Annotated in this window: 21 protein-coding genes; 10 read left to right on the forward strand and 11 right to left on the reverse strand. The window is 64.7% G+C overall.

Going from position 1 to position 20,902, the window contains the following annotated elements:
• Positions 1–7 precede the first annotated feature (7 nt).
• Complete coding sequence (locus tag NS6_RS27970; RefSeq protein WP_068047930.1) at positions 8–1,030, reverse strand: serine hydrolase; 1,023 nt, start codon at positions 1,028–1,030, stop codon at positions 8–10.
• A 451-nt stretch (positions 1,031–1,481) separates the two neighbouring features.
• Here NS6_RS27970 and NS6_RS27975 point away from each other — a divergent pair, with 451 nt between their 5' ends.
• Both NS6_RS27975 and NS6_RS27980 read left to right on the forward strand, forming a co-directional pair.
• Positions 1,482–2,759, forward strand: coding sequence for an AAA family ATPase (locus NS6_RS27975; protein ID WP_068047933.1), 1,278 nt, complete (start codon positions 1,482–1,484; stop codon positions 2,757–2,759).
• Positions 2,756–3,394: an RloB family protein gene (locus NS6_RS27980; protein ID WP_068047936.1), complete on the forward strand. Its 639-nt coding sequence runs from the start codon at positions 2,756–2,758 to the stop codon at positions 3,392–3,394. Before NS6_RS27975 ends, NS6_RS27980 begins: the two co-directional genes overlap by 4 nt.
• A 297-nt stretch (positions 3,395–3,691) precedes the next feature.
• On the opposite strand, the gene NS6_RS27985 is transcribed toward NS6_RS27980, so the two are convergent.
• A complete protein-coding gene (locus tag NS6_RS27985; protein WP_157112989.1) occupies positions 3,692–5,746 on the reverse strand; it encodes a hypothetical protein in 2,055 nt (684 codons plus the stop codon).
• Positions 5,743–6,612 carry a 5'-methylthioadenosine/S-adenosylhomocysteine nucleosidase family protein gene (locus NS6_RS27990; RefSeq protein ID WP_068047942.1) on the reverse strand — a complete coding sequence of 290 codons (870 nt, stop codon included), beginning with the start codon at positions 6,610–6,612 and terminating at the stop codon, positions 5,743–5,745. The genes NS6_RS27985 and NS6_RS27990 overlap by 4 nt, the downstream gene beginning before the upstream one ends.
• A 119-nt stretch (positions 6,613–6,731) precedes the next feature.
• Between NS6_RS27990 and NS6_RS27995 the strand changes: the two genes are divergently transcribed.
• From NS6_RS27995 to NS6_RS28000, 3 genes are all read left to right on the forward strand, one after another.
• A complete protein-coding gene (locus NS6_RS27995) occupies positions 6,732–7,466 on the forward strand; it encodes an NUDIX hydrolase (protein WP_068047945.1) in 735 nt (244 codons plus the stop codon).
• A gap of 273 nt (positions 7,467–7,739) precedes the next feature.
• The gene (locus NS6_RS34980; RefSeq protein WP_157112990.1) at positions 7,740–7,901 is read left to right on the forward strand and encodes a hypothetical protein; all 162 of its coding nucleotides are present in this window, start codon (positions 7,740–7,742) and stop codon (positions 7,899–7,901) included.
• 716 nt (positions 7,902–8,617) lie between these two features.
• Entirely contained in the window at positions 8,618–9,358 is a 741-nt protein-coding gene (locus NS6_RS28000) for an AAC(3) family N-acetyltransferase (RefSeq protein ID WP_210747138.1), read from the forward strand.
• 74 nt (positions 9,359–9,432) lie between these two features.
• On the opposite strand, the gene NS6_RS28005 is transcribed toward NS6_RS28000, so the two are convergent.
• Complete coding sequence (locus tag NS6_RS28005; RefSeq protein ID WP_068047952.1) at positions 9,433–10,032, reverse strand: helix-turn-helix domain-containing protein; 600 nt, start codon at positions 10,030–10,032, stop codon at positions 9,433–9,435.
• Between the two features lie 116 nt (positions 10,033–10,148).
• On the opposite strand from NS6_RS28005, the gene NS6_RS28010 reads away from it, so the two are divergent.
• Complete coding sequence (locus tag NS6_RS28010) at positions 10,149–11,168, forward strand: alpha/beta fold hydrolase (protein ID WP_068047954.1); 1,020 nt, start codon at positions 10,149–10,151, stop codon at positions 11,166–11,168.
• Positions 11,169–11,395: 227 nt separating this feature from the next.
• On the opposite strand, the gene NS6_RS28015 is transcribed toward NS6_RS28010, so the two are convergent.
• The 6 genes from NS6_RS28015 to NS6_RS28040 form a co-directional block, all read right to left on the reverse strand.
• A complete protein-coding gene (locus NS6_RS28015; protein ID WP_068048228.1) occupies positions 11,396–12,001 on the reverse strand; it encodes a dihydrofolate reductase family protein in 606 nt (201 codons plus the stop codon).
• Positions 12,002–12,148: 147 nt separating this feature from the next.
• Positions 12,149–12,715: a dihydrofolate reductase family protein gene (locus NS6_RS28020; RefSeq protein WP_068047956.1), complete on the reverse strand. Its 567-nt coding sequence runs from the start codon at positions 12,713–12,715 to the stop codon at positions 12,149–12,151.
• Complete coding sequence (locus NS6_RS28025) at positions 12,708–13,736, reverse strand: linear amide C-N hydrolase (protein ID WP_068047959.1); 1,029 nt, start codon at positions 13,734–13,736, stop codon at positions 12,708–12,710. The genes NS6_RS28020 and NS6_RS28025 overlap by 8 nt, the downstream gene beginning before the upstream one ends.
• Before the next feature lie 115 nt (positions 13,737–13,851).
• Positions 13,852–15,012: a protein kinase family protein gene (locus tag NS6_RS28030; RefSeq protein ID WP_245669534.1), complete on the reverse strand. Its 1,161-nt coding sequence runs from the start codon at positions 15,010–15,012 to the stop codon at positions 13,852–13,854.
• A gap of 355 nt (positions 15,013–15,367) precedes the next feature.
• Positions 15,368–16,264, reverse strand: coding sequence for an aminoglycoside phosphotransferase family protein (locus NS6_RS28035; protein ID WP_068047962.1), 897 nt, complete (start codon positions 16,262–16,264; stop codon positions 15,368–15,370).
• A gap of 130 nt (positions 16,265–16,394) precedes the next feature.
• Positions 16,395–16,823: a hypothetical protein gene (locus NS6_RS28040; protein WP_068047965.1), complete on the reverse strand. Its 429-nt coding sequence runs from the start codon at positions 16,821–16,823 to the stop codon at positions 16,395–16,397.
• A 161-nt stretch (positions 16,824–16,984) separates the two neighbouring features.
• Here NS6_RS28040 and NS6_RS28045 point away from each other — a divergent pair, with 161 nt between their 5' ends.
• The 3 genes from NS6_RS28045 to NS6_RS28055 are packed head-to-tail and all read left to right on the forward strand — an operon-like array spanning position 16,985 to position 19,334.
• A complete protein-coding gene (locus NS6_RS28045; protein WP_068047968.1) occupies positions 16,985–17,647 on the forward strand; it encodes a DUF998 domain-containing protein in 663 nt (220 codons plus the stop codon).
• A gap of 59 nt (positions 17,648–17,706) precedes the next feature.
• On the forward strand, positions 17,707–18,078 hold the full coding sequence (locus NS6_RS28050) for a YciI family protein (protein ID WP_068047971.1): 372 nt from the start codon (positions 17,707–17,709) through the stop codon (positions 18,076–18,078).
• The gene (locus NS6_RS28055) at positions 18,075–19,334 is read left to right on the forward strand and encodes an RNA polymerase sigma factor (RefSeq protein WP_068047974.1); all 1,260 of its coding nucleotides are present in this window, start codon (positions 18,075–18,077) and stop codon (positions 19,332–19,334) included. The genes NS6_RS28050 and NS6_RS28055 overlap by 4 nt, the downstream gene beginning before the upstream one ends.
• Before the next feature lie 68 nt (positions 19,335–19,402).
• On the opposite strand, the gene NS6_RS28060 is transcribed toward NS6_RS28055, so the two are convergent.
• Positions 19,403–19,831 carry a nitroreductase family deazaflavin-dependent oxidoreductase gene (locus NS6_RS28060; protein ID WP_068047976.1) on the reverse strand — a complete coding sequence of 143 codons (429 nt, stop codon included), beginning with the start codon at positions 19,829–19,831 and terminating at the stop codon, positions 19,403–19,405.
• Positions 19,832–19,917: 86 nt separating this feature from the next.
• Between NS6_RS28060 and NS6_RS28065 the strand changes: the two genes are divergently transcribed.
• On the forward strand, positions 19,918–20,856 hold the full coding sequence (locus NS6_RS28065; RefSeq protein ID WP_068047979.1) for an AraC family transcriptional regulator: 939 nt from the start codon (positions 19,918–19,920) through the stop codon (positions 20,854–20,856).
• The last annotated feature ends 46 nt before the right edge of the window (positions 20,857–20,902 follow it).

The raw sequence follows: 20,902 nt of genomic DNA on the forward strand, positions 1-20,902 counted from the left end.
GTATCGCTCATACCGCGCATGCTAACCGGCGCGCTATCTCCGGGTCCGTCATGGCCCCGACCAGCACTGCCTGCTGGCTCAGTGTGGGCATCGCTTCCGCCCATACGTCGAGGGGCATGGGATGGTCGAGTAATACGGCGGTGGCCACCGTCCCGTCGGCGGCACGTACATACATCGCGTCGGCCAGTACACCCGGGTAGGTTCCGCCTTTGAAGCCGATCGCCTCGTACCCGGGTGGCGGTTGCTGCCATTCCAGTTGTGCCCGGGCGACGTCGGCGCCGGCGCCGAAACTACCGTCGGCGATGGCGCGGTGCATGGACGCGAGCTGGCGGGCGGACGCGGTGGCCGTGGTTTCGGCCCATCGGGATTGCGCTTCCGGTGCAGGTAGCGGCCGTGACCGAATATCTGCACGGTATGCGGGGTCGCCCGCGTAGCGGCGGGCGGTGTCCCATTCGTCGCCGCCGGGCTCGAGCAGCCGGATGATCTCGCCGAGCTTGCTGGAGGGCCGGAACCCGTCCCATCCGCCCACGGCCGCTGCATCGATCAATGCCTGGTCGCCGAGACGTTCGCGCAGGTAGTCGGGTGCGGCGTTGTCACTTTCCCGGATCATCGCACTGACCAGCTGGTCCAATGTCACGGTTTCGCCGCCGAGCCGGGCCAGTGCCTGCTCGTGGGCTCCCCCATCGGTTCCCGGCAGATACCACCGTTCCCATTCGGCGACCGGTACCCGCTCCTGCGGGTCGAGTTCCCCGGCCGCGACCGCGCGCGCATAAGCGGCCAGCGGCACCACCTTGTTCGCCGACGCCGTTGGTTGCTGCTCATCGGCCCGCCGCTGCACGACCTGCCCCCGCCCGTCGTCCATGTACACGGAGACGGTTTCCGGTTCCGCGTCGATCCGCCCCAACCAACCGTCGGCCGAGGTGACGCCCGGTTCCGGCGGCGGCCCGCATGCCTGCGCCGCCGGCTCTGTTCCTGAACATCCCGCGGCCAGTGGAATCAACATCGCGGCCAGCACCATCCGAACCCGCATCAGCTTTCTTTCTTATTCCGGAATTACGAACTAACGGACAAGATGACTGTACCTCGGATCGCGACGCAAACGAGTGGTCATCACCTCGTGCGGCATGAGTGGTCACGTTCGGCGCGCGAAAGAGTCGCGCCCGGTCCGGCGCCGCGGGTGGCTACGGCAATCCCACCCGCGCAATCGTGAGCAGCATCGGTACGGCTCGGTCCCGACCGCATTCGCCTTGGCTGAGCGGCCCCGTTCATCGCTACACCTCGCAGAACTGAACGACTACCACGACGACCAAACCGCCCCGCCGCAACTCCAGACCCACCCTCCCCCGATCTCAGGTGAAGTGTCGGCCTTCCGGGATTCGTAGACCAGAGCCAGAGCTGCAAACGGTCGCTTATACGCGTACAGATACCTGATTTGGTAACCTTTCGACGAAAACTTCCATCCAATTGCAGTGAGGTATCCGATGCTCATTCGGTTCGAGGTGGAGAACTTCCGCTCGATTCTCGCTCCCGCGGAGCTGTCGATGGTCGCGGTCGACGACCGGCCGGAGGTACGGGAGTTTCCGAAGTTCGGCGCCGCCCTCGTGCCGGTTGCGGGCATCTTCGGCCCCAACGCCTCGGGAAAATCGAACGTGCTGGCGGCGCTGGCCTGGCTTCGTGAGGCCGTCCGGACCTCATTGCGTGTGTGGGACGAGGAGATCCCGGTCGAACCATTCGCTTTCGGCGACGCAAAGACCCGCGATTCGTCGTTCACGCTGGAGCTGGAGGTCGATGGGGTCCGCTTCGAGTACCTACTCGATGTCGGACGGCACAGGGTGAGCTACGAGGCACTTTTCCACTACCCAGAAGGACGGCGGCGACGCGTTTTCGAACGCGATGGAAATGAACTCACCTTGCAGCGCGGTCTCGGGGACCTCTCCGGCATTCGGAAGCTCTTGACCGATCGATCGCTGGCACTGTCCATTATGCGGCGCTTCGACGAACCGATCACTTCCGGGTTCGCCCGAGCCGTCGTTCGCTTCACGATATTGGGACAGCCGTTGCGTGGGGATCGGCGTCACTCGGTGGGTAACGGACGGCCGACTCTGCGGCTCTTCGATGTACCCCGGGAGGACGAACTCGACCTACCAGAAGACGACACCGCCTTCGACGAGCCGGAATGGCAATCGACTCGCCGGCAAGCCATGGCCCTGCTACAGCTCGCCGACCTCGGCGTGACCGACGTACAGATCCAGGAAACACGGATCGAATCCAGCCGTGGCGAGCCCATCATCCGCCGGACCCCTCAGCTCGTCCACCTCGCCGACACCGAACGACTACCGTTCGACTACCGCCACGAGTCGGCCGGCACCCGGGCCTGGTTCGAACTGATCGGACCGGTGCTCAACGCCCTACAAGACGGCACCCTCATCCTCTTCGACGAACTCGACGCGAGCCTGCACCCCACACTCACCACACAGCTCGTCAAACTCTTCAAACTACGAAAGTCCAACCCGCATGGCGCCCAACTCCTGTTCACCTCGCACGACACGAACCTCTTGAACCACCTGAACCGAGATGAGGTCTGGCTGACCGAGAAGGTTACGAACGGATCGACACGCTTCGCCGCCCTCTCCGACTTCGCCGGCGAACGCGTGCGCCGGTCGGCGAACCTCGAGAGCGGCTATCTCAGCGGCCGTTTCGGTGCGCTGCCCGATGTGTCACGTCCGGAGGTACTGAAAGAACTCGGGTTGATCGGATGAGCGCCAGAGAAAGAGGCCGACGAGCTAAGAGCCTGAAGCGCAGAACGGAAACCACGCCGGTTCGGACAACCTTCCGCGTGTACACGGAAGGAATATCGACCGAGCCCGAGTACATAGACGCACTCAAACGGCTGCCGGAGTTCGCCGACATGGTTTCAGTGGACATCTCGATCGAAGAGGCCGGAGCCACGCCGATGCATCTCGTGGAGACGGCCTGCGCCGACAAGCGACGCGCCGACCTGGACATCGACTTCTATTGGTGCGTATTCGACGTCGAATTCCCGCAACCCCATCCGTATCTCCACCGCGCCAGACAGATGGCAAGCGACAACGGCGTGCAGTTGGCCGTCAGTAACCCCTGCTTCGAATTCTGGCTCATCATCCATCAGCGACACCACACAGGACCTCTGACGACCGACGAGGCCATCCGCCTACGGCGTCAACTCGACGGATCCGACGGCAAACACCTCGATGGCGTGCTCTATCTGAAGCTGATCGACAACGCCATCCGCCGCGCACAATCCCTGCGCAAGAAGCACCATGAGGAGAACACAGACTTCCCGGACGACAACCCCTCGTCCTCATTCGACCGGTTGGTAACCCACATCCGCGAGGTGGCGAAGACCAACAAATGATCGCATCAGTCGACCGCTACCCGGCCTAGCCGGGCCAGGCCGTGACGGGTAGTGATCGGATCGAGCCAGTGATTCAGAATCGGGTCATAATCGACGCGTATCTACGAGGGTAAACACATTCACCGGTGGCCGTGGTGCCGTCGACGTGGAAGGTGACACGGGTAATACTCGGGGCTGCCTTTGGCGCCGGTCCCGATAGGGAGTGTGTCACCAACCTGTTCGTAGACGACTTCGAGGGTATTGCCGGTCCGAGGGCACCGTGCTTCTATTCGGCCTGCGCCTTGCTCTACAATTCCACTACCCAGCAATTCTTCGGGAAGAGTTCACCCCCGATTCCACATCACCCCCGGACGAAGACTGTGTGCACCAATTCCGCGCCCATCGCTGTTTACGCTCCCGGTCACGGGAGATCCAATCTCTTCCTTCTGTGGCGACCGCCTCGAAGATCTGTAAAGCACTGTCGAACCCCGAAGTCTGCGTGTACGCCTCGGCTGCCGAATCTTCGTCCTTCATGGACCAGCTGTCTCCCGAAACCCGGCCGTTCTCCCTGACTTCGGCTATGCACTCACCGTTGAGCAAAGTTAACTGAAATACCCGCTCGTTGCGGCTGTCGACAAAGGGCCGACCGTCGGCGAGAAAGGTGCGAACTCCCTTCTCCGCGACAGAAGCCGATGCCACGGCATCGTATTTGCACATCTGACGTTGTTCATTTCTTATCTCTCCTGTGGAGAGATCCAGACGTGTCCGTGTGGTACGCATTCCATAGTGAGTCAGCAGAAAGACATGGACCATATACGTCTCGTATCGAATCGGCCCGGCGGTCACCCGTCCCTTACGCGCGAATGGAGCCCGCTCGGTCAAGACCACATACGTCACCAGGTCCCGTTCGCGCAGATTGGCTCGGCGTAGCGCGTCGTCCTTGAGGAATGCTTTGTCCAGGGCCAGCCAGCGTCCCATTTCCGCATCCGACGGGCGGTCGGCCAGGACTTCGATCCACCGAATATATGATGCCCATTCTTCAGCGAACAATGCGTCGGCCTCCTGGTCGAGTAGCGACCGCACTCGCGGTACTGAACATATTCGGGCGATACCGTGAATCCCCCACCAACCGCCTGCGGAAAGAATAGCCGCGAAGAAGTGGCCCGCCGATACCATCACAACCAGGCCAACAGCCCAACTCACCACTCCGACAGCCCACAAGTTCGAAGCGCGAGCCGATTTGGGCAGTTGCGCCGGCGGGTAGGAGAACTGCTGGCCCGCCCGCACGACGTGCCACATGATCAGCCATTTCAACTCACCAGGGTAGAAGTCCGCGCCGTAGTATTGGAATTGCAGCCTACGCTTGAGATAACTCCGGTAGCCCACAGTCACCTCCCAGAAGCTCCTCGGAAGTCTCTCCCGAAAACACTTGTCAACCAGGCTGTCGAAGCGATTTTCTTGCGGATAAGGCCATACTTGGTGGTTCGCCGCAAGGCTTCTGGCACGAAGTAGAGGAACCTCCTGATCGATGCTGAATTTCAGCACCAGCCAGGCACCGAACGCGATGGACGCCAGACCGACCGCCGCGCCTGCCGAGATACCGGCCACAAACACACTGACGATCGACAAAGCAAACGCTATAGAGCCGAGAACAGCGTCACGCCAGTCTGTCCCGGCAGCGTGGACCGGAGATATCAGCCACTTCGCCGGCGGTCGAGGATTGGATTCGAAGAACTTCCACGCCCGCCGTACCCGGTCGCCACTCATCCGGGCGCCGGCAACCTGGTGCTTACGCTCCTCGGTGAGCTTCTCCTGCACGGCACCGCTTAGTATCAGTTTCAAGTGCCGGTCGATCTCGTCTTGCCGATCCGGGGGCAATGAGTGGAACCCATCCAGCGCTGCTGCGAGCTCCTGTGAAATGGCCCCCTCCCCGAACTCAGCGTGCGCGTATCGCAGCAGCATATCGACGATATCGAGCGCATCCCGCCATTCGTCTCGCGGGGACCTCGCGGAAAAGGCCATGGCGTTGCGGATGTCATCGGACAGTTCAGCAGTGACCTCGGTGAAGGGCCGGTCGCTGAGCACGGCGAGCACGTAGAGGTAGGCGCGTTCAGTGGTGAAGTGGTTGTCGACGAAAAGGCCGTACAGTATTTCCTCGGCTCGGCGCGGGTTACCACCGTCCAGGTGGGCCCTGGCAACCTCATGCAGACGAGCAGGGGGATCACCGAGCTGCGTGGTGTAGATCTTCGCATCGTGCAGGACAGAGTCGATGAACTGCACACCGACCTGCTGCTCAACCTGCGCTTCGCCGGACGCCGTAACCTGGCTGTCCACCGACATCCCGGTCGGTGCGCCACCGAAGCCCGCACTCATGCCTGCCCCCAGTTGAACTGCATCCCGATCTGCCTGTCAACCTTCGCGTGATCGCGTGCGACAACCTTGTTGTTGATCGGCGGCAAAGCCGGAGTCGGCGGTACCGGTTTCGCCGGCGACCGGTCGGAACCCGGCTCGAGGGAAACGGCCAGCGCAATGGCAAATGCAGCAGCGTTCCGCGCCGCGATAGCCTGGCCACCCGCACGGTCCGCGCGTGCCTTCATCCCGTCCGCGTGGTCACTGATGCCGCGAATAACCACGGCAGGCATTTGATCGCCGAGGGCCGCGGCATGAGCGAAGCCGGATCCCTCCATCTCCACGGCAACGGCGTCGTTGTACGAAGTGTGTATCCGTCGAGCGAGTTCCGACCTGGTGGAATTAAGCACTACATCCCCCACTGCGATCGGATCGAAATGCACCGCCGGCACGGATGTACCGTCGGTAAGAAATCGAGCCCAGCGGTTTTCCCTGCACTGTCGCCGGGCCAATTGATCCAACCGGTGCGAAATCTCCCACGACCGTGGCCGCACCAAGAACTCTTCATCCTCGCTTCGCCCACCCTGGTACGAATGGATTTTAGTGGCCACGACTACATCACCGATCGCAAGACTGTCTCGGCGTCCACCCGCTACTCCCACGAACATCATTACTTCGGGCGAGAACTCGGCGCGGGCACGTTCGGTGAGCGTAGCTGCGGTCGTGGTACCCGCGCCGGTTACACCGACAGCAACCCGGTGGCCGGGATGCCCGGCGATAGTGCCCACATCGAACAATGTGCCCTTGTCGTGCTCATGCAATCGGATATCGACCAGGTGTTCCAGTACAGCATCCTGCTCTACACCGAGAGCAGTGAGAATCACGAACATTGTTTCTCCCCAACGTGTTCGGAATGGAGCGCCAGTCAACGCATCCGTGCAGTGACCGTAACCCGCTTCGCATTTTACGTCAAGATGACGTAAACTCCTCCGGGAGAGGAGAGGACACTATGACCGAGCCCACCCGGCGGATCATCGAGGTCGCCATCGCTGTAGACCTCGCGGTACTGACCGTGCGGGACGACACCCTGCAGATCTTGTTAGTAGAGCGCGGGACCCCGCCGTGGCAGGGCTCCCTGGCCCTACCCGGCGGGTTTCTCGACGACAGCAGTGAGGACTTGGATGCCGCAGCAAAACGCGAATTGATCGAAGAGACCGGCCTGGACCTAGGCCGCGCACACCTCGAGCAGCTACGCACCTACGGTTCTCCGGACAGGGACCCTCGTAGGCGCGTAGTGAGCGTTTGCTACGTAGCGTTCGTGCCTGACCTGCCAGCACCGGAAGCGGGTGGTGATGCACAAGCAGCAGCATGGGCTCCCGTCGAACCTCTACTGGAAACTCGCACCGAGCTGGCTTTCGACCACGGACAGATCGTCGATGACGCGGTCGAGCGAGCCAGAAGCAAACTGGAATATACGACTCTCGCCACCCGCTTCTGCCCTACCGAATTCACCGTAGCGGAGTTACGCAGGGTATATGAGATCGTCTGGGACGAGACCCTTGACCAGAGAAATTTCCACCGCAAGATCACCGGAACGAAAGGAGCGCTGATCCCCACCGGAGAGCAGACAACCCGCCACGGTGGCCGTCCTGCTGCGCTTTTCCGAAGTGGCCCGGCAACCTTCCTGCATCCTCCGATCATGCGCAGCATGAACCCATCCGGCCCGAACAGGGACCGTTCGTGATCACACCCCCAGTCGAGCTCGCGCGACCTCTTCGGGCCACACCACATCCACCCCACGCTCTCGCGAAAGCTTCACCACGCTGCCGGCAGCGCCGACCGGGCTTCGACCACGAATCGGCTCGATTCGCACGACCCCACAGAGCGTGGACCGCAAGGAGGATATTCTGGTCGGCCTCGCCGATAGAATCTGGACACCAAAGGCGCGTTCCCGAACTCGACAACTGATTGTGCAGCACCTCGCCGTGCCGGCGGTCGGCAACCGTGGCAGGAGTTCGTGGCATTCGACGATGAGCTCGATCGGATCGCCGTGGACGCCGACCGGAGACTCGCCTTCCAGTCGTACTATCCGGTCGTCGCCTGCCCCTGGTCGATTCACGCCGCACGAATCGGCATCGCTGTCGCGCGCAATACCACTGCCGACCACGTTTCCACGTAGGACACGATCGCGTGAAACGAATTGCGCCCTTGGATACCTCGGCGACAACGGGGGGTGGCAGCCGACCCGTCGGCGCTTGGTCCCGCATACCTGGCGAGAAGGCAACGGTTTCCTATCACTGCCGCCCCTGGGACGACCTGCGTCGGTCGATAACGCTTGCTCCGGCCTACATTCCTCCGGCCTACCGGCAGCCACTCCACTCTGCCTACACGGCGCTCACCTTCGGTGTAATCGTCGCCGGGATCGTCTATCTGGCGAGTTTCAACAGCCCCTGGTGGGTCTCCGATACCTCGAGTTCGGACAGTACGACCGGAAACGGTGGTCAGCTCAGCTTCCTCGGGTTGTTCATCATGGTCGCCATGGGCATCGGACTCGCCACGTTGCTCAGTCGCAGGATGTACCTCGCACACACACGGCCTACCCCGGTTTCATCGGTACGATCGGGCCGTCGGACGCTTTGCGGGATGGTTCGGCCGAAACCACCGGATGGGTTTACCTGACCTGGTATTCGGGATGGATCATCGTTCTGCTCGCGCTACTCAGTATCGTGGTGCGACGCAGAACCCGGCCGTCTCGACGCTGCAGTGCGGAAGTCCGGGATCCCGGGTAATTTCCCGGCCATGGTCCACAGCGATTTCACCGTGTCCGCATCGCGGCCACCACAAGCACCGGCCGACCAGAACCACCCCCACACCCGGGACTCCCTCGCGAAGGACATGAGGACACTGGGGCTGCGCAGCGGCGACCTGGTGTTGGTACACGCAAGCCTGAAGTCACTGGGGTGGACGTCCGGTGGAGCCGTCGCCGTCATCCAGGCACTACAAGACGTACTCACGCCCTGGGGCACACTCGTCGTTCCGACTCATACATCAGGCTTGACCGATCCCACGAGATGGCAGAACCCTCCCGTCCCCCCGGAATGGGTACCGCAGGTGCAGGCCAGTTTGCCGGCCTTCGATCCCGAACGGACCCCCAGCGAGTGGATGGGAGCGGTTGCCGAGACTCTGCGCACCTGGCCCGATGTGCAGCGCAGCCACCACCCCCACGTCTCGTTCGCCGCGTGGGGCGCCGACGCGGCGGCCATCGTCGACGACCACGAGCTCAGCATGTCACTCGGGGAGGGCTCACCACTGGCACGCTTGTACGACCACCACGCACGAGTGCTGCTGATCGGCACCAACAACTGCACCAGCCTGCACCTCGCGGAGGTTCGCGCCGGCACGGCGACCGCGATAACCCAAGGCGCCCCGGTCCTCCGCGACGGACAACGGCAATGGGTGCAATTCTCGGACCTGGACTACGACGACACCCACTTCGCCGACATCCTCGACGAATTCGCCGCAGCACAACCGGCCCACACCAGCACCGGGCGGCTCGGATCGGCGGTCGCCCGGCTGCTGGAACAGCGGCCCTTGGTCGATTTCGCCACCGGTGCGCTGGGCAGAAAGGTCGAATAGTTCCCGCGGACACAGCCGGTCAGCTCGGTAATGACGCTCAACCATCATCACGGACATGTCGTCGATGGACGGTCCTATTGCGCATCGACCGGGGGCCGCTGCGTGCCGGGGCGCACATGTGCGCGTGTTCCGTGCGGGCCGAACAGGATCAGCAACTCGACCGCAGCCCCGTCTGCGCTGCCCAGCCAATGCGGCAGGGATGTATCGAATTCGGCGGCCTCACCGGCCGGTAACGTCAGGTCACGGTTGCCCAGGATCAGCCGCAGCCGGCCGTTGAGGACGTACAGCCATTCGAAGCCGTCGTGTGTCTGCGGTGTGGGTTCCGGCGGTTGCGACCGGGCCGGAATCATCATCTTGAACGCCTGCACCCCACCTGGACGCCGGGTGAGCGGGATGTACACCATTCCGGCTCGCTGGATCGGCTTCAGGTGGATCCGGGGATCACCGGTCCGCGGGGCGCCCACGAGATCGTCGAGTGGAACATCGTAGGTACGCGCCAGCGGTAGCAGCAATTCCAGACTGGCCCGGCGTTGCCCGCTCTCCAGCCGGGACAACGTGCTCTCGGAGACTCCGGTCTTTTCCGCCAGGTCGGCGAGGGTGATTCCGCGGTCACGGCGCAGCGCGCGTAACCGCGGGCCCACCACATCGAGCACTTCTTCCGTTTCTCGGTCCATCCGGGCATCTTGCCGGAACCGCAAGACTTCGTGCCAGGTGGCGGCACGGTCGGTGAGACTGAACCGGCCCTGTTACCAGGGACTTCGATGGCTTCACCTCCACAGAACGGATCGCGATGACCACCGCAACCAGGCCACCGGCGCGTCGAGCTCTGCGCACGGCGGCGGCCGCCACGCTCGCCTGCCTGCTCACGCTCTGTGCCGCGGCATGCGGCCCGCCGAACGCCGCCGAGATTCCCCCGTACGCCGCGGCCACCCACGAAGACCCCGACTTCGAAGGCGCCTTCCGCCACGAATTCGCCGATATCGACGGCGTCCGCATGCACTACGTGACCGGCGGCACCGGTACACCGGTGGTACTGATCCACGGTTGGCCGCAGACCTGGTACGGCTGGTGGCCGATCATGCCCGAACTCGCCGAACACCACACCGTCTACGCTGTCGACCTTCCCGGGCTGGGTGACAGCACCGGATCGCCGAGCGGCTATGACAAAGCCACTCTCGCCCGCTACATCCACACCTTGATCGCCGAGCGGCTCGGGGTGCGCAACGCGCGCGTCGTGGGACACGATTTCGGTGCCGCGGTGGCGTTCCAGTACGCCGCCCAGTTCCCGGACGACACTGCACGACTCGGCTACTTCGATCTCCCGCTACCCGGCCCCGCGATCGATGCCGGCACCTACCGGACAATGAGCTGGCATATCGCCTTCCATTCCCAGCGGTGGGTTCCCGAGGCAGTGGTGGGCGACGACGTCCGGGAATACCTTGCCCTGTTCTACCCCCAGGTCGCCTTCGGCGGAACAGCTTTCGGCGGTAGATCGGCCCGATCACCGTTCACCGATGCCGAGATCGACGAGTATGCCCGGACATACGCCCGCCCCGAAGCACTGACCGGCGGCTTCGAGCTGTACCGCAGCCTCGACGTGGATGTCCGCGCTACCGTCGAGGCGGCACCTGTCCGGGTCCCGACTCTGCTGCTGACCGCCCACGGGCAGCTCGAACCGGTTCGCGCCACCGTGGCCCCGCGGATAGCCGAAATCGTCCGGGCAGTGGACGTACCGAACGCCGGGCACTGGCTCATCGAGGAGAACCCCCGGTTCGTCACGACGGAACTACTGCGTTTCCTCGACGGCTGAACGCCCGGCGGTGCGGTCCGACGGACGCGCTCGGCCCCGGCAACCCGAACCGTTGCGGGGGCCGATAGTGCACCCAGAACAGTGGAAGTCCGAGCGGCCGCGAACTCGTGCCTGTTCCGCCTCACCGGCACGCACCCACCGGGCGATCTCTCAGCACAGCTGTTTCTATAGCTTGCTCCGTGCTCACAACCTCGGTGGCAGGGTCCGGACCGGCGGATGGGGCGATGTCACGCAGGGACGCCGAGCGGCGGGTGCTCGAGCACGCGAGGCTTGTACTCGACCAGCTGGATACGGCCGTCGAAGGTTCGGTGATCGACCATCTCGAGGGCGACGTCCGGATAGCCGTCGTAGATACGTTCTGCGCCCGTGGCCCCGGTGATCACCGGGAACATCACGACCCGGAAGCGGTCGACGAGTCCGGCTCGCAGCAGGGACCGGCACAGGCTGAGGCTGCCGATCGTGCTGAGGAGCCCCACCCCACTCGACTTCATGGCGCGAACCGCCTCGACGGCGTCTTCGCGGACCAGCGTGCAGTTGGCCCACGTCAGTGGCGCCTCGAGTGAGGAGGAGAACACCACCTTGGACGCCCGCGTGAGCTCATCGACGGACGCCTCTTCTTCGGGCCTGAACTCGTCCTGGCCGTCCGGGACCTCACCGGCGGCGAAGCCCGACATCAGGCGGTAGGTGTTCGCACCCATCAGCTGGGTGGACTCGGGCTGCTCGCCGAGCCACGCGAGGTACTCCGGGCCCTCGAGGCCCCAGAAACCGGACCACCCCTCTCCTGATGCGTAGCCGTCCAGAGAGGTGATGAAGTCGACGAGAAGCTCCGACATAACGGGTGTCCTTTCCAACGGTGTCTCGAGCTTTGACCGGCCGGGAGCCACAAAATCATCGGCCGCGCCGTCGGGTAACGAGATACTCATCGCCTCCCCGAGTACCACCACGAACTGCCATCGGTGCGCAATGCGCGGCCGGCCGTGTCAGTCGCGTTTCGCCTCGTAGCGCAGCAGGACCGTGCCACACGGGAAGGTGCGGTTCTCCAGCAGTCGCAGCGATATCCATGACGGCAGTGCCGGGAAGAACGGGGTGCCGCCACCCACAGCGGTGGGCGCGACCACGAGCCGGTACTCGTCCACCAGACCGGCCGCCACGATCGGCGCGGCCAGTGTCGCCCCGGCCACCTCCAGCCTGCCGTCGGTTTCGGCTTTCAGCTTCCGCACCACCTCGACCGGGTCGCCACGTTCCAGGCGGGAGTTCCAGTCGACCGACTCCAGGGTGCGCGAGAACACGACCTTGGGCATATCGCGCCAGACACGGGCGTAGTCGATGATCATCGGGGTGGCGTCCGGGGCCTTGTCAGCGGTCGGCCAGTACGCGGACATCAGTTCGTAGAGCCGACGCCCGTAGAACGACAGGGCGGTCTCCCGCTCGAAGTCGTTCCAGTACTGGTGCAGTTCTTCGCTCGGATCCGACCAGTCGATGTTGCCTTGCGCATCAGCGATATACCCGTCCACCGACACGTTGAAGCCATAAATGAGTCTACCCATGGAGATCAGACTGCCCCACTCCGAGCTGTTCCAGTGCCTGAAACGACAAGAACACCAGAGGACCGGCGTCCGCGAACTGGCTGCCGACATTTCCGGTGATACCGTCCTCGAGTGAAAGCTTCCCGATCAGGTCCAATTTGAGTTGCGGGGAGCCCTCGCCGAAATCGAGATCCGCCAGATCGGCCCACACGATATTGGGCCGCGTAGTGGATTCGAATACGTAACGTTTGTTCGTCAGGTCCAGAACCACCTGCCAAATCGTCTGTGACGCATCCGGTTTTCCGGGGTCCGGGATGCGGAACGGCTGCGCCACATTGCGGATGATGCTGAACATGCTCGCGATGGCTTCCAGTTGGCTGTCCGGCCTGGGCAATCGCGTCGCGTAATAGGCCGCCCGGGCGAAGCGGTGCTCGGCCATCGTATCGCCGGGTAGCGGATCTCCTCCCCCGAGACCTTCCCAGCGCGTGAGCAGTTCGATTTGCCGGTCATAGGTGGGAGAGTTCGTCATCACTCGATGGTCTCGACTGTGGTAAACGTTCGGATGACCATCGATGTACTCGATTATCGCCGAGTCACCGTTCGCGTCGTCGAGAGCGAGATGGATTGCGGGCGGTGTCCCGCCTGTCGGGTCCGGCATCTGGATTACCTGGACGTTTGTCTTCTCGATCCAGTCCACGGCCGCTGCGACGGTAGCGAAATTGTCCAGGAAATATTGCAACCAGATGGCCTGACTCAACGCAGGGCGTGATTTGTCGAGTTCACCATAGGTCGATTCGGCGAGCCACAGCACATGTCCGCCCAGCCCTGCCTCGTTGAGGCCGTCCACCGAGATCATATCGAATGCGGTGGCGATAATACTTCCGTAACGAGAAGTCCACGTCAGCTCACCTTCGACTCCGTCGTCACGGGTGATCCCACGGGGTTGCTTCCACAGGTTGGTCATCAGGTCCTTGTGGAAGTCCATATTCCGCCCTACCAGAACGGAACCGTTTGCGTCGGGCCAAATTACGCGAGTGCACATAAGCCGCCTGGACCTTTCACAATCGCAGATGATCAAGCCTACGAACCGGGAAATTCGGTCACCTTCTCAGCTACTCCGCAATGATCACTCTACCGCGAATAGAACCGTCGGATGATTATCTACCAGGCCCGCCACAGGGGTGAACGAATTCACCGTCCGGGCCGGGCAGCAGACGGCGGATCTCCTGGTCCGGATACGGGGTGCTCCGGCTCGTTTGCTGGAACGCACGTATGAACGCCGACATCGCCGCGGCGGTAGGCGCGTGCCGGGTGAGGACCGCGGCGACCTCCTCGGTAATGCCCTGCGGCGACCTGCCCTCGGCCAAGACCCGCACCATCGTGGCACGGTCCTCCTGTCGAAGCCCGAACAGGCCAGTGACCAGCCAGTTCACCAGGTAGGCAGCGATGTAGCCGCGGTCGTAGCTCTGGTTCCGGTCGAAGAACACCGCCTCCTCCGGCGAGAGGTCGAAACCGGAACAGAGCGCGAGACCGTAATCGCCGAAGTAGAGGCGGTTGCCGTCGGTCAGGATGTTCCCGAAGTGCGCGTCCAGGTGTAGCAGCCCACGGCTGTTCATGAACGCGACGCCGGCGGCCAATTCCTGCTCCACCATGCGGCAGGCCCGGTCGGTGGCCACGCCGCCCGCCTCGATCCGGTCGTTCAGCCACTCGTGCAGGTTCTGCGGGATGTACTCCAGGAACAGCGCGACGCTCGCCGACGAGTCCCGGAGGGCCTCGATCCGGTGGCGCACCTGCGGTCGGCCGTCCCAGTAGGCGACAGCGCTGTCGATATCGGCGAGCTCCTGCGGCAGCGGCGTCGTATCCGGCAACACTCGCCAGTGGTACATCAGTGGGAAACCGTCGTATTCGGCGGCGAGCACCCAGTTCGTGGTCATGGTGTGTACGGCGAGCTCGCGCCAGGCCCCGAAACCCGGCGCGCCGATGAGACCGACGCCGTACTGGCAGAAGAGCGGCAGGTCGAACAGGTTCGCCGTGGACCGGATGTGCTGCGGCTGCCGTTCCAGGTCGGTGAGAGGTGCCCGCTTCACGAAAACCGGGATTCCGGCGACTTCCAGCAGCGCCGACTTCCCGCCGATACCGGCGCCGATCGGCGTGGCCGAATCAACGAGCTCACGCAGCGCGTGATCGCTGTGCAGGGTCAGGGCTGTGGAGACGGCGCTGTGGGAGTGCAGGCGCGCCGGGCGCGACATGTCGCGGGTCGTCTTCGCTTCAGGTGAGCGGGACGCCATTGCGTCGGGGAAGTTCGCTGCGGCCTCCATGTGGGCGCCGACCTCGATTCAGACGTGGCCACGCGGTCGCACCGGCGACCTCCGGAGCAGGCGGAAGATCGGTCCGGAGGTCGCACCTGACGGCTTGTCCCCTGGAACCGCACTCCAGGTTACGACCGCACGGACTCGATCCGGACGTGCGCATGGCCGCCACCGGCCACAGCCCCCCGACGACACCGTCATCGGGGTCTACTCGGTGACCAACCCCGCCAAGCCGACCCGGGTGAACGATCCGAATCCGACACGCTGACCGCGGAACCGAGCAGCCCGGCCCGGCGCCGACCACAGGTACCGTTGCCGGGCCGGCTGTGCGAATCCATGCGCACGAGCTGATTCTCCCCGTGTGTCACGTGCCCTTCAGAACGCTCTCGAGTGCCGCCCGGCCTATCGGCCCCCAGTGCGGCTTACCGCCCGGGAGACCCCGATCTCCGTTCTGCCCCATCAGCATCAGAAACAGGCACTTCATAGCCGCCAGCCCCCGAGCCCGCCGGATAGCCGCCTCGTCCGCCTGCGCATACACCTCGAAGAACCGTGCGGCCATACCCGCAGGCAGCAGCACCCAGGCCGCAGCCAGGTCCCACGCCGGGTCGCCGGCGAACAGGTCACCGAAATCGACGATGCCCGAAAGGGTCCCGTCCGAGACCACGACGTTCGCGGGATGGAGATCGCCGTGCACCCACACCGGCGAGCCCTCCCACGCACCGGCCGCGACAGCGTCGTCCCAGACCGCCCGGACGTCGGCAGCGAGGTCGGCAGGAGCAACGGCTTGTAAGAAGGCCTCGAAACCGTCCGTGCAGTCCCTGGGATGGGCGCCACGGTCGGCAGCGATCGGTGCCTCGGCGGGTGCCACGACATGGAGCGCCCGGAGGAAGCCCGCAAGCGTATCGGCCGCATGCACGCCGCGGCTGATCGTGGCGTGATCGAGCGGCTCACCGGGAACCCACGTCATCACGGTCCAGTGCTTCGGAAAACGTTCGGACGGTTCACCGAATCGCACCGGGGTCGGCACCGGCAGCGGCAGTCGCGGGGCCAGCACCGGTAGCCACCGCCGCTCCTTCAACTGCAGATCCGGAGTGGGATCCATCCGCTGCACACGGACAGACAACTCGTCACCGAGACGCCACATCTGATTGCCCCAGCCACCCGCCACCTCGCGGACCGCCAGGCCCGCGAGGTCGGGATGTTGCTCCCGCAGCAGCTCGCAGACCAGGTCTGCGGTGATCTCCAGCTCGGTACCGGTCATGCGAACTCACTGTACCGATACAGCATCCGGAGCGGAGGGCCTACGACCTGGCCCCAGGATTCAGCGAAAGCGATCGGGGACCGGCCGGCCGGATCATCGCGTGCAGCACCTGATCAGGTCCGCAGCTGGGTCAGATCCGGGTCATGGTCGAGGCGTATCCGCCCCCACCGGGGTAGACCCATTCGCCGGTGACGGTGGTTCCGGCGGCGTCGAAGGTGCCGCGGTAGTAGGCAGGGCTGCCTTTGGCGCCGGCCCATATGGTGAGTGTGTCACCGGCCAGTTCGTACACGTAGTCGAAGGTGTTGCCGACCGAGTCGTAATACCGCGAGGCAACGTCTGGGCCGGTCGGCTCGCCGAACGGGCGGAGGTTGCCGATCACTTCCATGCCGGTGACGGGTTCACCGAACTGGGTGAGCTCGACGTGCTGGAGCAGGAAGAACCGGCCCGGCATCCATTCATAGCGCACCGTTCCTTCCGCGCCCCCGCCGACCTTCCAGGTGCCGACGAGGCGATTCAATGCCTGGAGTTCGGGGGTGGGCTGCTGCTGGGTCTCGGTCATTTTCGTCCTCCTTGTGTGGGGTGTTCGCTGCTACCTCGGCGCCGGCACGCGGTCTTCGACACCAATCGATTGTGATCTGCGCCACCTATTTGTGGTGTCGAGATCCGTCCAGCGGTTCCGAGGTATCAGCGACAACCCCATTCCTGAGGAAGGGAAATCCGATGACCTTCACCGCCACTACCTCGCCCGCCTCCGCGACTGTCCGTGCCCGGAGCCGGGCATCCGAGGGCTTGTTGCTCGCGGGTGCTGCCGCCGGCCCGCTGTTCTTCGTCTCGGCGATCACCCAGATGATCACCCGCGACGGTTTCGATATCACCCGGCATCCGATCAGTCAGCTCGCGACCGGCGACCTCGGCTGGATCCAGATCGTCACCTTCATCACCGCGGGGGCGGGCGCGCTGGCCCTGGCCGCCGGAGTGGGCCGCACGCTCACCGAAGGAACCGGGCGGCGGGCATTACCGATCCTGGTGGGCATTTTCGGAATCGGGATGGTCGCGGCCGGTGTGTTCACCATGGACCCGGAAAACGGCTTCCCCGGCGGCACCCCCGACGAACCGATCACGCAGATGTCCTGGCACAGCATCGCGCATTCGGCCGCGGCCGCGGGGGCCTTCACCGCACTCGCGATCGCGGCCCTGGTGCTGTGCGTGCGGTGCGCTCGCAAGCGCAGGGCGCTGCCCGCCGTGGCGAGCGCCGTGGCCGGACTGATCCTGCTGGTGCCGATGTCACCGGAATACATGAGCATCCAGATCGCGATCAACGGCGCGGTCGCCTTCACCTGGACGACCGTGCTGGCTCTGTCCCGGCGACACCACGTCGCCTGAGCGGAGAACACCAGCACACCGGCTACCGTGACGACAACCCCACCATCTCGGAGGATCCCGTGAAATACCTGCTTCTCGGCTACACCCCGACCACGGCATGGGACGCCGCGACCGCCGATTCCCCCTCGGAGGAGGCGCTGGCCGCGTTCGCCACCTACCAGCAGCTGGAAAAAGAACTGATCGACTCCGGTGAGCTGGTCAGCACCGAGGGGCTGGGCCACCCGGCCGTCAGCACCACCGTCCGTAAAACCGGCGACGGCGTCGTCGCCACCGACGGGCCGTTCGCCGAACTGAAAGAGGTCCTGGCCAGCTTCGCGGTGATCGACGTCGCCGGACACGAACGAGCCGTGCAGATCAGCGCCCGCATCGTCGAAGCGCTCGGCGAACCGATCGAGATCCGCCCGATCATGGGCGAGGACTTCACGGCGTGACCCGCGAGCTCGAGGACCTGCTGCGCGCCGAAACACCGCAGGTCCTCGGCGCGCTGGTCCGCCGGTTCGGCCGCTTCGACACCGCCGAGGACGCGGTGCAGGAGGCACTGCTGGCCGCCGCGCGCACGTGGCCCGCCGAGGGCATCCCGGACAACCCGCGCAGCTGGCTCATCCGCATCGCCTACCGGCGAATGGTCGACCTGCTGCGTTCCGAACAGGCCCGCCGCCGCCGCGAGCTGGAAACCGGTGCCGCCGAGCTGGCCATGACCGGACCCGCACGGGCAGCCCGGGCCGCCGGAACCGACGACAGTCTCACCGTGCTCCTGCTGTGCTGCCATCCCGCACTCGGCCACACCTCCCGGGTAGCGCTCACCCTGCGTGCGGTCGGTGGTCTCACCACCGCCGAGATCGCCCACGCCTACGGCACGACCGAGGCCACCACGGGCACCCGGATCAGCCGCGCCAAACAACAACTCGCCAAGGTGGGTGCCCGTTTCACTCTCCCCACGGGCGTCGACCGCGACAGCCGGATGACCGCGGTCCGCCAGGTGCTGTACCTCATTTTCAACGAGGGCTACACCGCCACCGCCGGAGCCGACCTCACTCGCGTCGACCTCACCGCCGAGGCCATTCGGCTGACCAGAATGCTGCACGCCACCGCCCCCGGCGACGCGGAGACAACAGGACTGCTCGCACTGATGCTGCTCACCGAATCCCGCCGCGGGGCACGCACCGACGCCGGCGAACTGATCCCGCTGGCCCAGCAGGACACCGCGCAGTGGAATCACGAGATGATCGACGAGGGAACCACACTCATCGACAGCGTCTGGAATCGCGCCCCGGCCGGCCCCTACCAGCTCCAGGCCGCGATCGCCGCCGTGCACGCCGCCGCCGAGCCGGACCGGACGGACTGGCCCCAGATCGCCGTGCTCTACCTGTGGCTCGAACGCCTCACTCCCACACCACCTGTCCAGCTCGCCCGCGTAGTGGCCGTCGCCCACGCCTACGGCCCTGCCCGCGGCCTGGCCCTGCTCGACGACCTCAACCGCAACCAGCACCTCGACCGCAACCCCCTCACCCGGCAACGCGAACATGCTGTCCGCGCCCACCTCCTCCAGCAAACCGGCGACGACACCGCCGCGGCCGAACTCTTCCGCCGAGCCGCCGAACTGACCGACAACCAGGTCGAACAGCGCTACCTCCGCAACAAGGCCGACAGTCCGGACGACTTGCCGACCGGGTCATCCCGGTCGTAGGTCCGGGCGACAAGAGCCGATCGGCCCCGCCCGGATCCGCCCGCCCGGTGAATCGACGCAGCTTCGCGTCAGTGTCCGGTCCGCTGCAACTCGACGACAGGGATGACCCGGTCGGTCTTGCGCTGGTACTCACCGAACTGAGGCTGCACGGCGACCTGCTTGGCGTAGATCTCGTCGCGCTCGGCCCGGGGCAGCACACGGGCGACGACCGAGAACGTCTCCGCGCCGTACTCGACGGTGGTATTCGGGCCGGCCACCAGATTGTGGTACCAAGCCGGGTGCTTCGGGCTACCCCCCAGGCTCGCGAAGACGAAGATCCGGTCTCCCTCGACGTAGGGGACCAGCGGCGCGATGCGTTCGATGCCGGATCGGGCACCCTTGTGATGCACAAGGATCAGCGGGAAGCCTTCGAAGGTGCCGCCGACAGTGCCGCCCTTCTCCCGGAACTCGGTGATGACCTGGCTGTTCATCTCGATGATATCGTTCGCGTCTGCCATATCTCGACCATATGCGGTACCCATTGAATTGATCGATAGCCGAATCAGCCAGAAACATATCCATTTGTCGCACTACCATCGATCGTATGGACATTCTTGCGGACATACTCACGGTCGGCGGTGTCCGTGGCAGCGCCGGCGCACGCATCGAGGCGGGCGGCACATGGGGAATCTCCTGGAGCGCGCGCTGCACCGCGGCGTTCTATGCCGTCACCTCGGGCACAGCGTGGCTGTGCCTGCCCGGCCGGGAGGCGCAGCAGCTCATGCCCGGCGATGTGGTGCTGCTACCGAGCGGGGTCGAGCACGGGTTGAGCAGTGCTCCCGGCGTGCCGCTGGCCCCGTGCGGCGAGTGCGGCGGCGATGCGGCCATGGCGGACGGCAGCGTGTTGCGGTTGGGCGCCGGCGAGGTGCAGACACATATCCTCGGGGCGGGTTACGAATACGACCCCACGGTATCGACTCAGGTGATGACCACGTTGCCGCATGTCCTGCACATCAGGGCCGACCACGGGGGCAACTGTCTCGACGACACCGTCCGGCTGCTGTCGCGGGAATTGGCCTACCCGCAGATTGCGACCGCATTCATACTCAACCGTTTGGTCGACATCCTGTTGGTGCAGTTGCTGCGGTTCTGGTTGGCGAAACATCCGGACGAAGCGCGCGGATCCTGGCTCGGCGTGCTGGCCGACCCGGTGGTCAGCGACGCGCTCACCAGGCTCCACGAGGAGCCGGCTCGGGGGTGGACCATCGAGTCACTCGCCGCGGAGCTGACGATCTCCCGCAGCACGCTGACGCGACGGTTCCGCGCCGTCACCGGTGCCGCGCCGGCCGACTACCTGACGCGCTGGCGGATGGATCTGGCCGCAATCCGGTTGCGGGACACCGATGACACTCTCGATACCATCGCCCGCTCGGTCGGCTACACCTCGGTCTACGCATTCAGTCGAGCGTTCCGCCGGGCACGCTCGCAGGCTCCGGGACAGTTCCGTAACGCGGCGCGGGTGACCGATAGCGTCCTGACCTGAGCGCGGCGCCGCGGTCGACGACCATACGCGCAGGGCATACCACATG

Origin of the sequence: Nocardia speluncae NBRC 108251 (genome assembly GCF_001613245.1) — a bacterium.
In the GTDB taxonomy this organism is placed as follows: domain Bacteria; phylum Actinomycetota; class Actinomycetes; order Mycobacteriales; family Mycobacteriaceae; genus Nocardia; species Nocardia speluncae.

Excerpts from the sequence above, each read along its gene's own strand:
- NS6_RS28060 (WP_068047976.1), bottom strand. The coding sequence starts at position 19,831 with ATGGCAGACGCGAACGATATCATCGAGATGAACAGCCAGGTCATCACC.
- NS6_RS27990 (WP_068047942.1), bottom strand. The coding sequence starts at position 6,612 with ATGTTCGTGATTCTCACTGCTCTCGGTGTAGAGCAGGATGCTGTACTG.
- NS6_RS28030 (WP_245669534.1), bottom strand. The coding sequence starts at position 15,012 with ATGGAGGCCGCAGCGAACTTCCCCGACGCAATGGCGTCCCGCTCACCT.
- NS6_RS28065 (WP_068047979.1), top strand. The coding sequence starts at position 19,918 with ATGGACATTCTTGCGGACATACTCACGGTCGGCGGTGTCCGTGGCAGC.
- NS6_RS27985 (WP_157112989.1), bottom strand. The coding sequence starts at position 5,746 with ATGAGTGCGGGCTTCGGTGGCGCACCGACCGGGATGTCGGTGGACAGC.
- NS6_RS27980 (WP_068047936.1), top strand. The coding sequence starts at position 2,756 with ATGAGCGCCAGAGAAAGAGGCCGACGAGCTAAGAGCCTGAAGCGCAGA.
- NS6_RS28025 (WP_068047959.1), bottom strand. The coding sequence starts at position 13,736 with ATGTGCACTCGCGTAATTTGGCCCGACGCAAACGGTTCCGTTCTGGTA.
- NS6_RS27975 (WP_068047933.1), top strand. The coding sequence starts at position 1,482 with ATGCTCATTCGGTTCGAGGTGGAGAACTTCCGCTCGATTCTCGCTCCC.
- NS6_RS28045 (WP_068047968.1), top strand. The coding sequence starts at position 16,985 with ATGACCTTCACCGCCACTACCTCGCCCGCCTCCGCGACTGTCCGTGCC.
- NS6_RS27995 (WP_068047945.1), top strand. The coding sequence starts at position 6,732 with ATGACCGAGCCCACCCGGCGGATCATCGAGGTCGCCATCGCTGTAGAC.
- NS6_RS28035 (WP_068047962.1), bottom strand. The coding sequence starts at position 16,264 with ATGACCGGTACCGAGCTGGAGATCACCGCAGACCTGGTCTGCGAGCTG.
- NS6_RS28000 (WP_210747138.1), top strand. The coding sequence starts at position 8,618 with ATGAGGACACTGGGGCTGCGCAGCGGCGACCTGGTGTTGGTACACGCA.
- NS6_RS28040 (WP_068047965.1), bottom strand. The coding sequence starts at position 16,823 with ATGACCGAGACCCAGCAGCAGCCCACCCCCGAACTCCAGGCATTGAAT.
- NS6_RS28010 (WP_068047954.1), top strand. The coding sequence starts at position 10,149 with ATGACCACCGCAACCAGGCCACCGGCGCGTCGAGCTCTGCGCACGGCG.
- NS6_RS28005 (WP_068047952.1), bottom strand. The coding sequence starts at position 10,032 with ATGGACCGAGAAACGGAAGAAGTGCTCGATGTGGTGGGCCCGCGGTTA.
- NS6_RS28020 (WP_068047956.1), bottom strand. The coding sequence starts at position 12,715 with ATGGGTAGACTCATTTATGGCTTCAACGTGTCGGTGGACGGGTATATC.
- NS6_RS27970 (WP_068047930.1), bottom strand. The coding sequence starts at position 1,030 with ATGCGGGTTCGGATGGTGCTGGCCGCGATGTTGATTCCACTGGCCGCG.
- NS6_RS28015 (WP_068048228.1), bottom strand. The coding sequence starts at position 12,001 with ATGTCGGAGCTTCTCGTCGACTTCATCACCTCTCTGGACGGCTACGCA.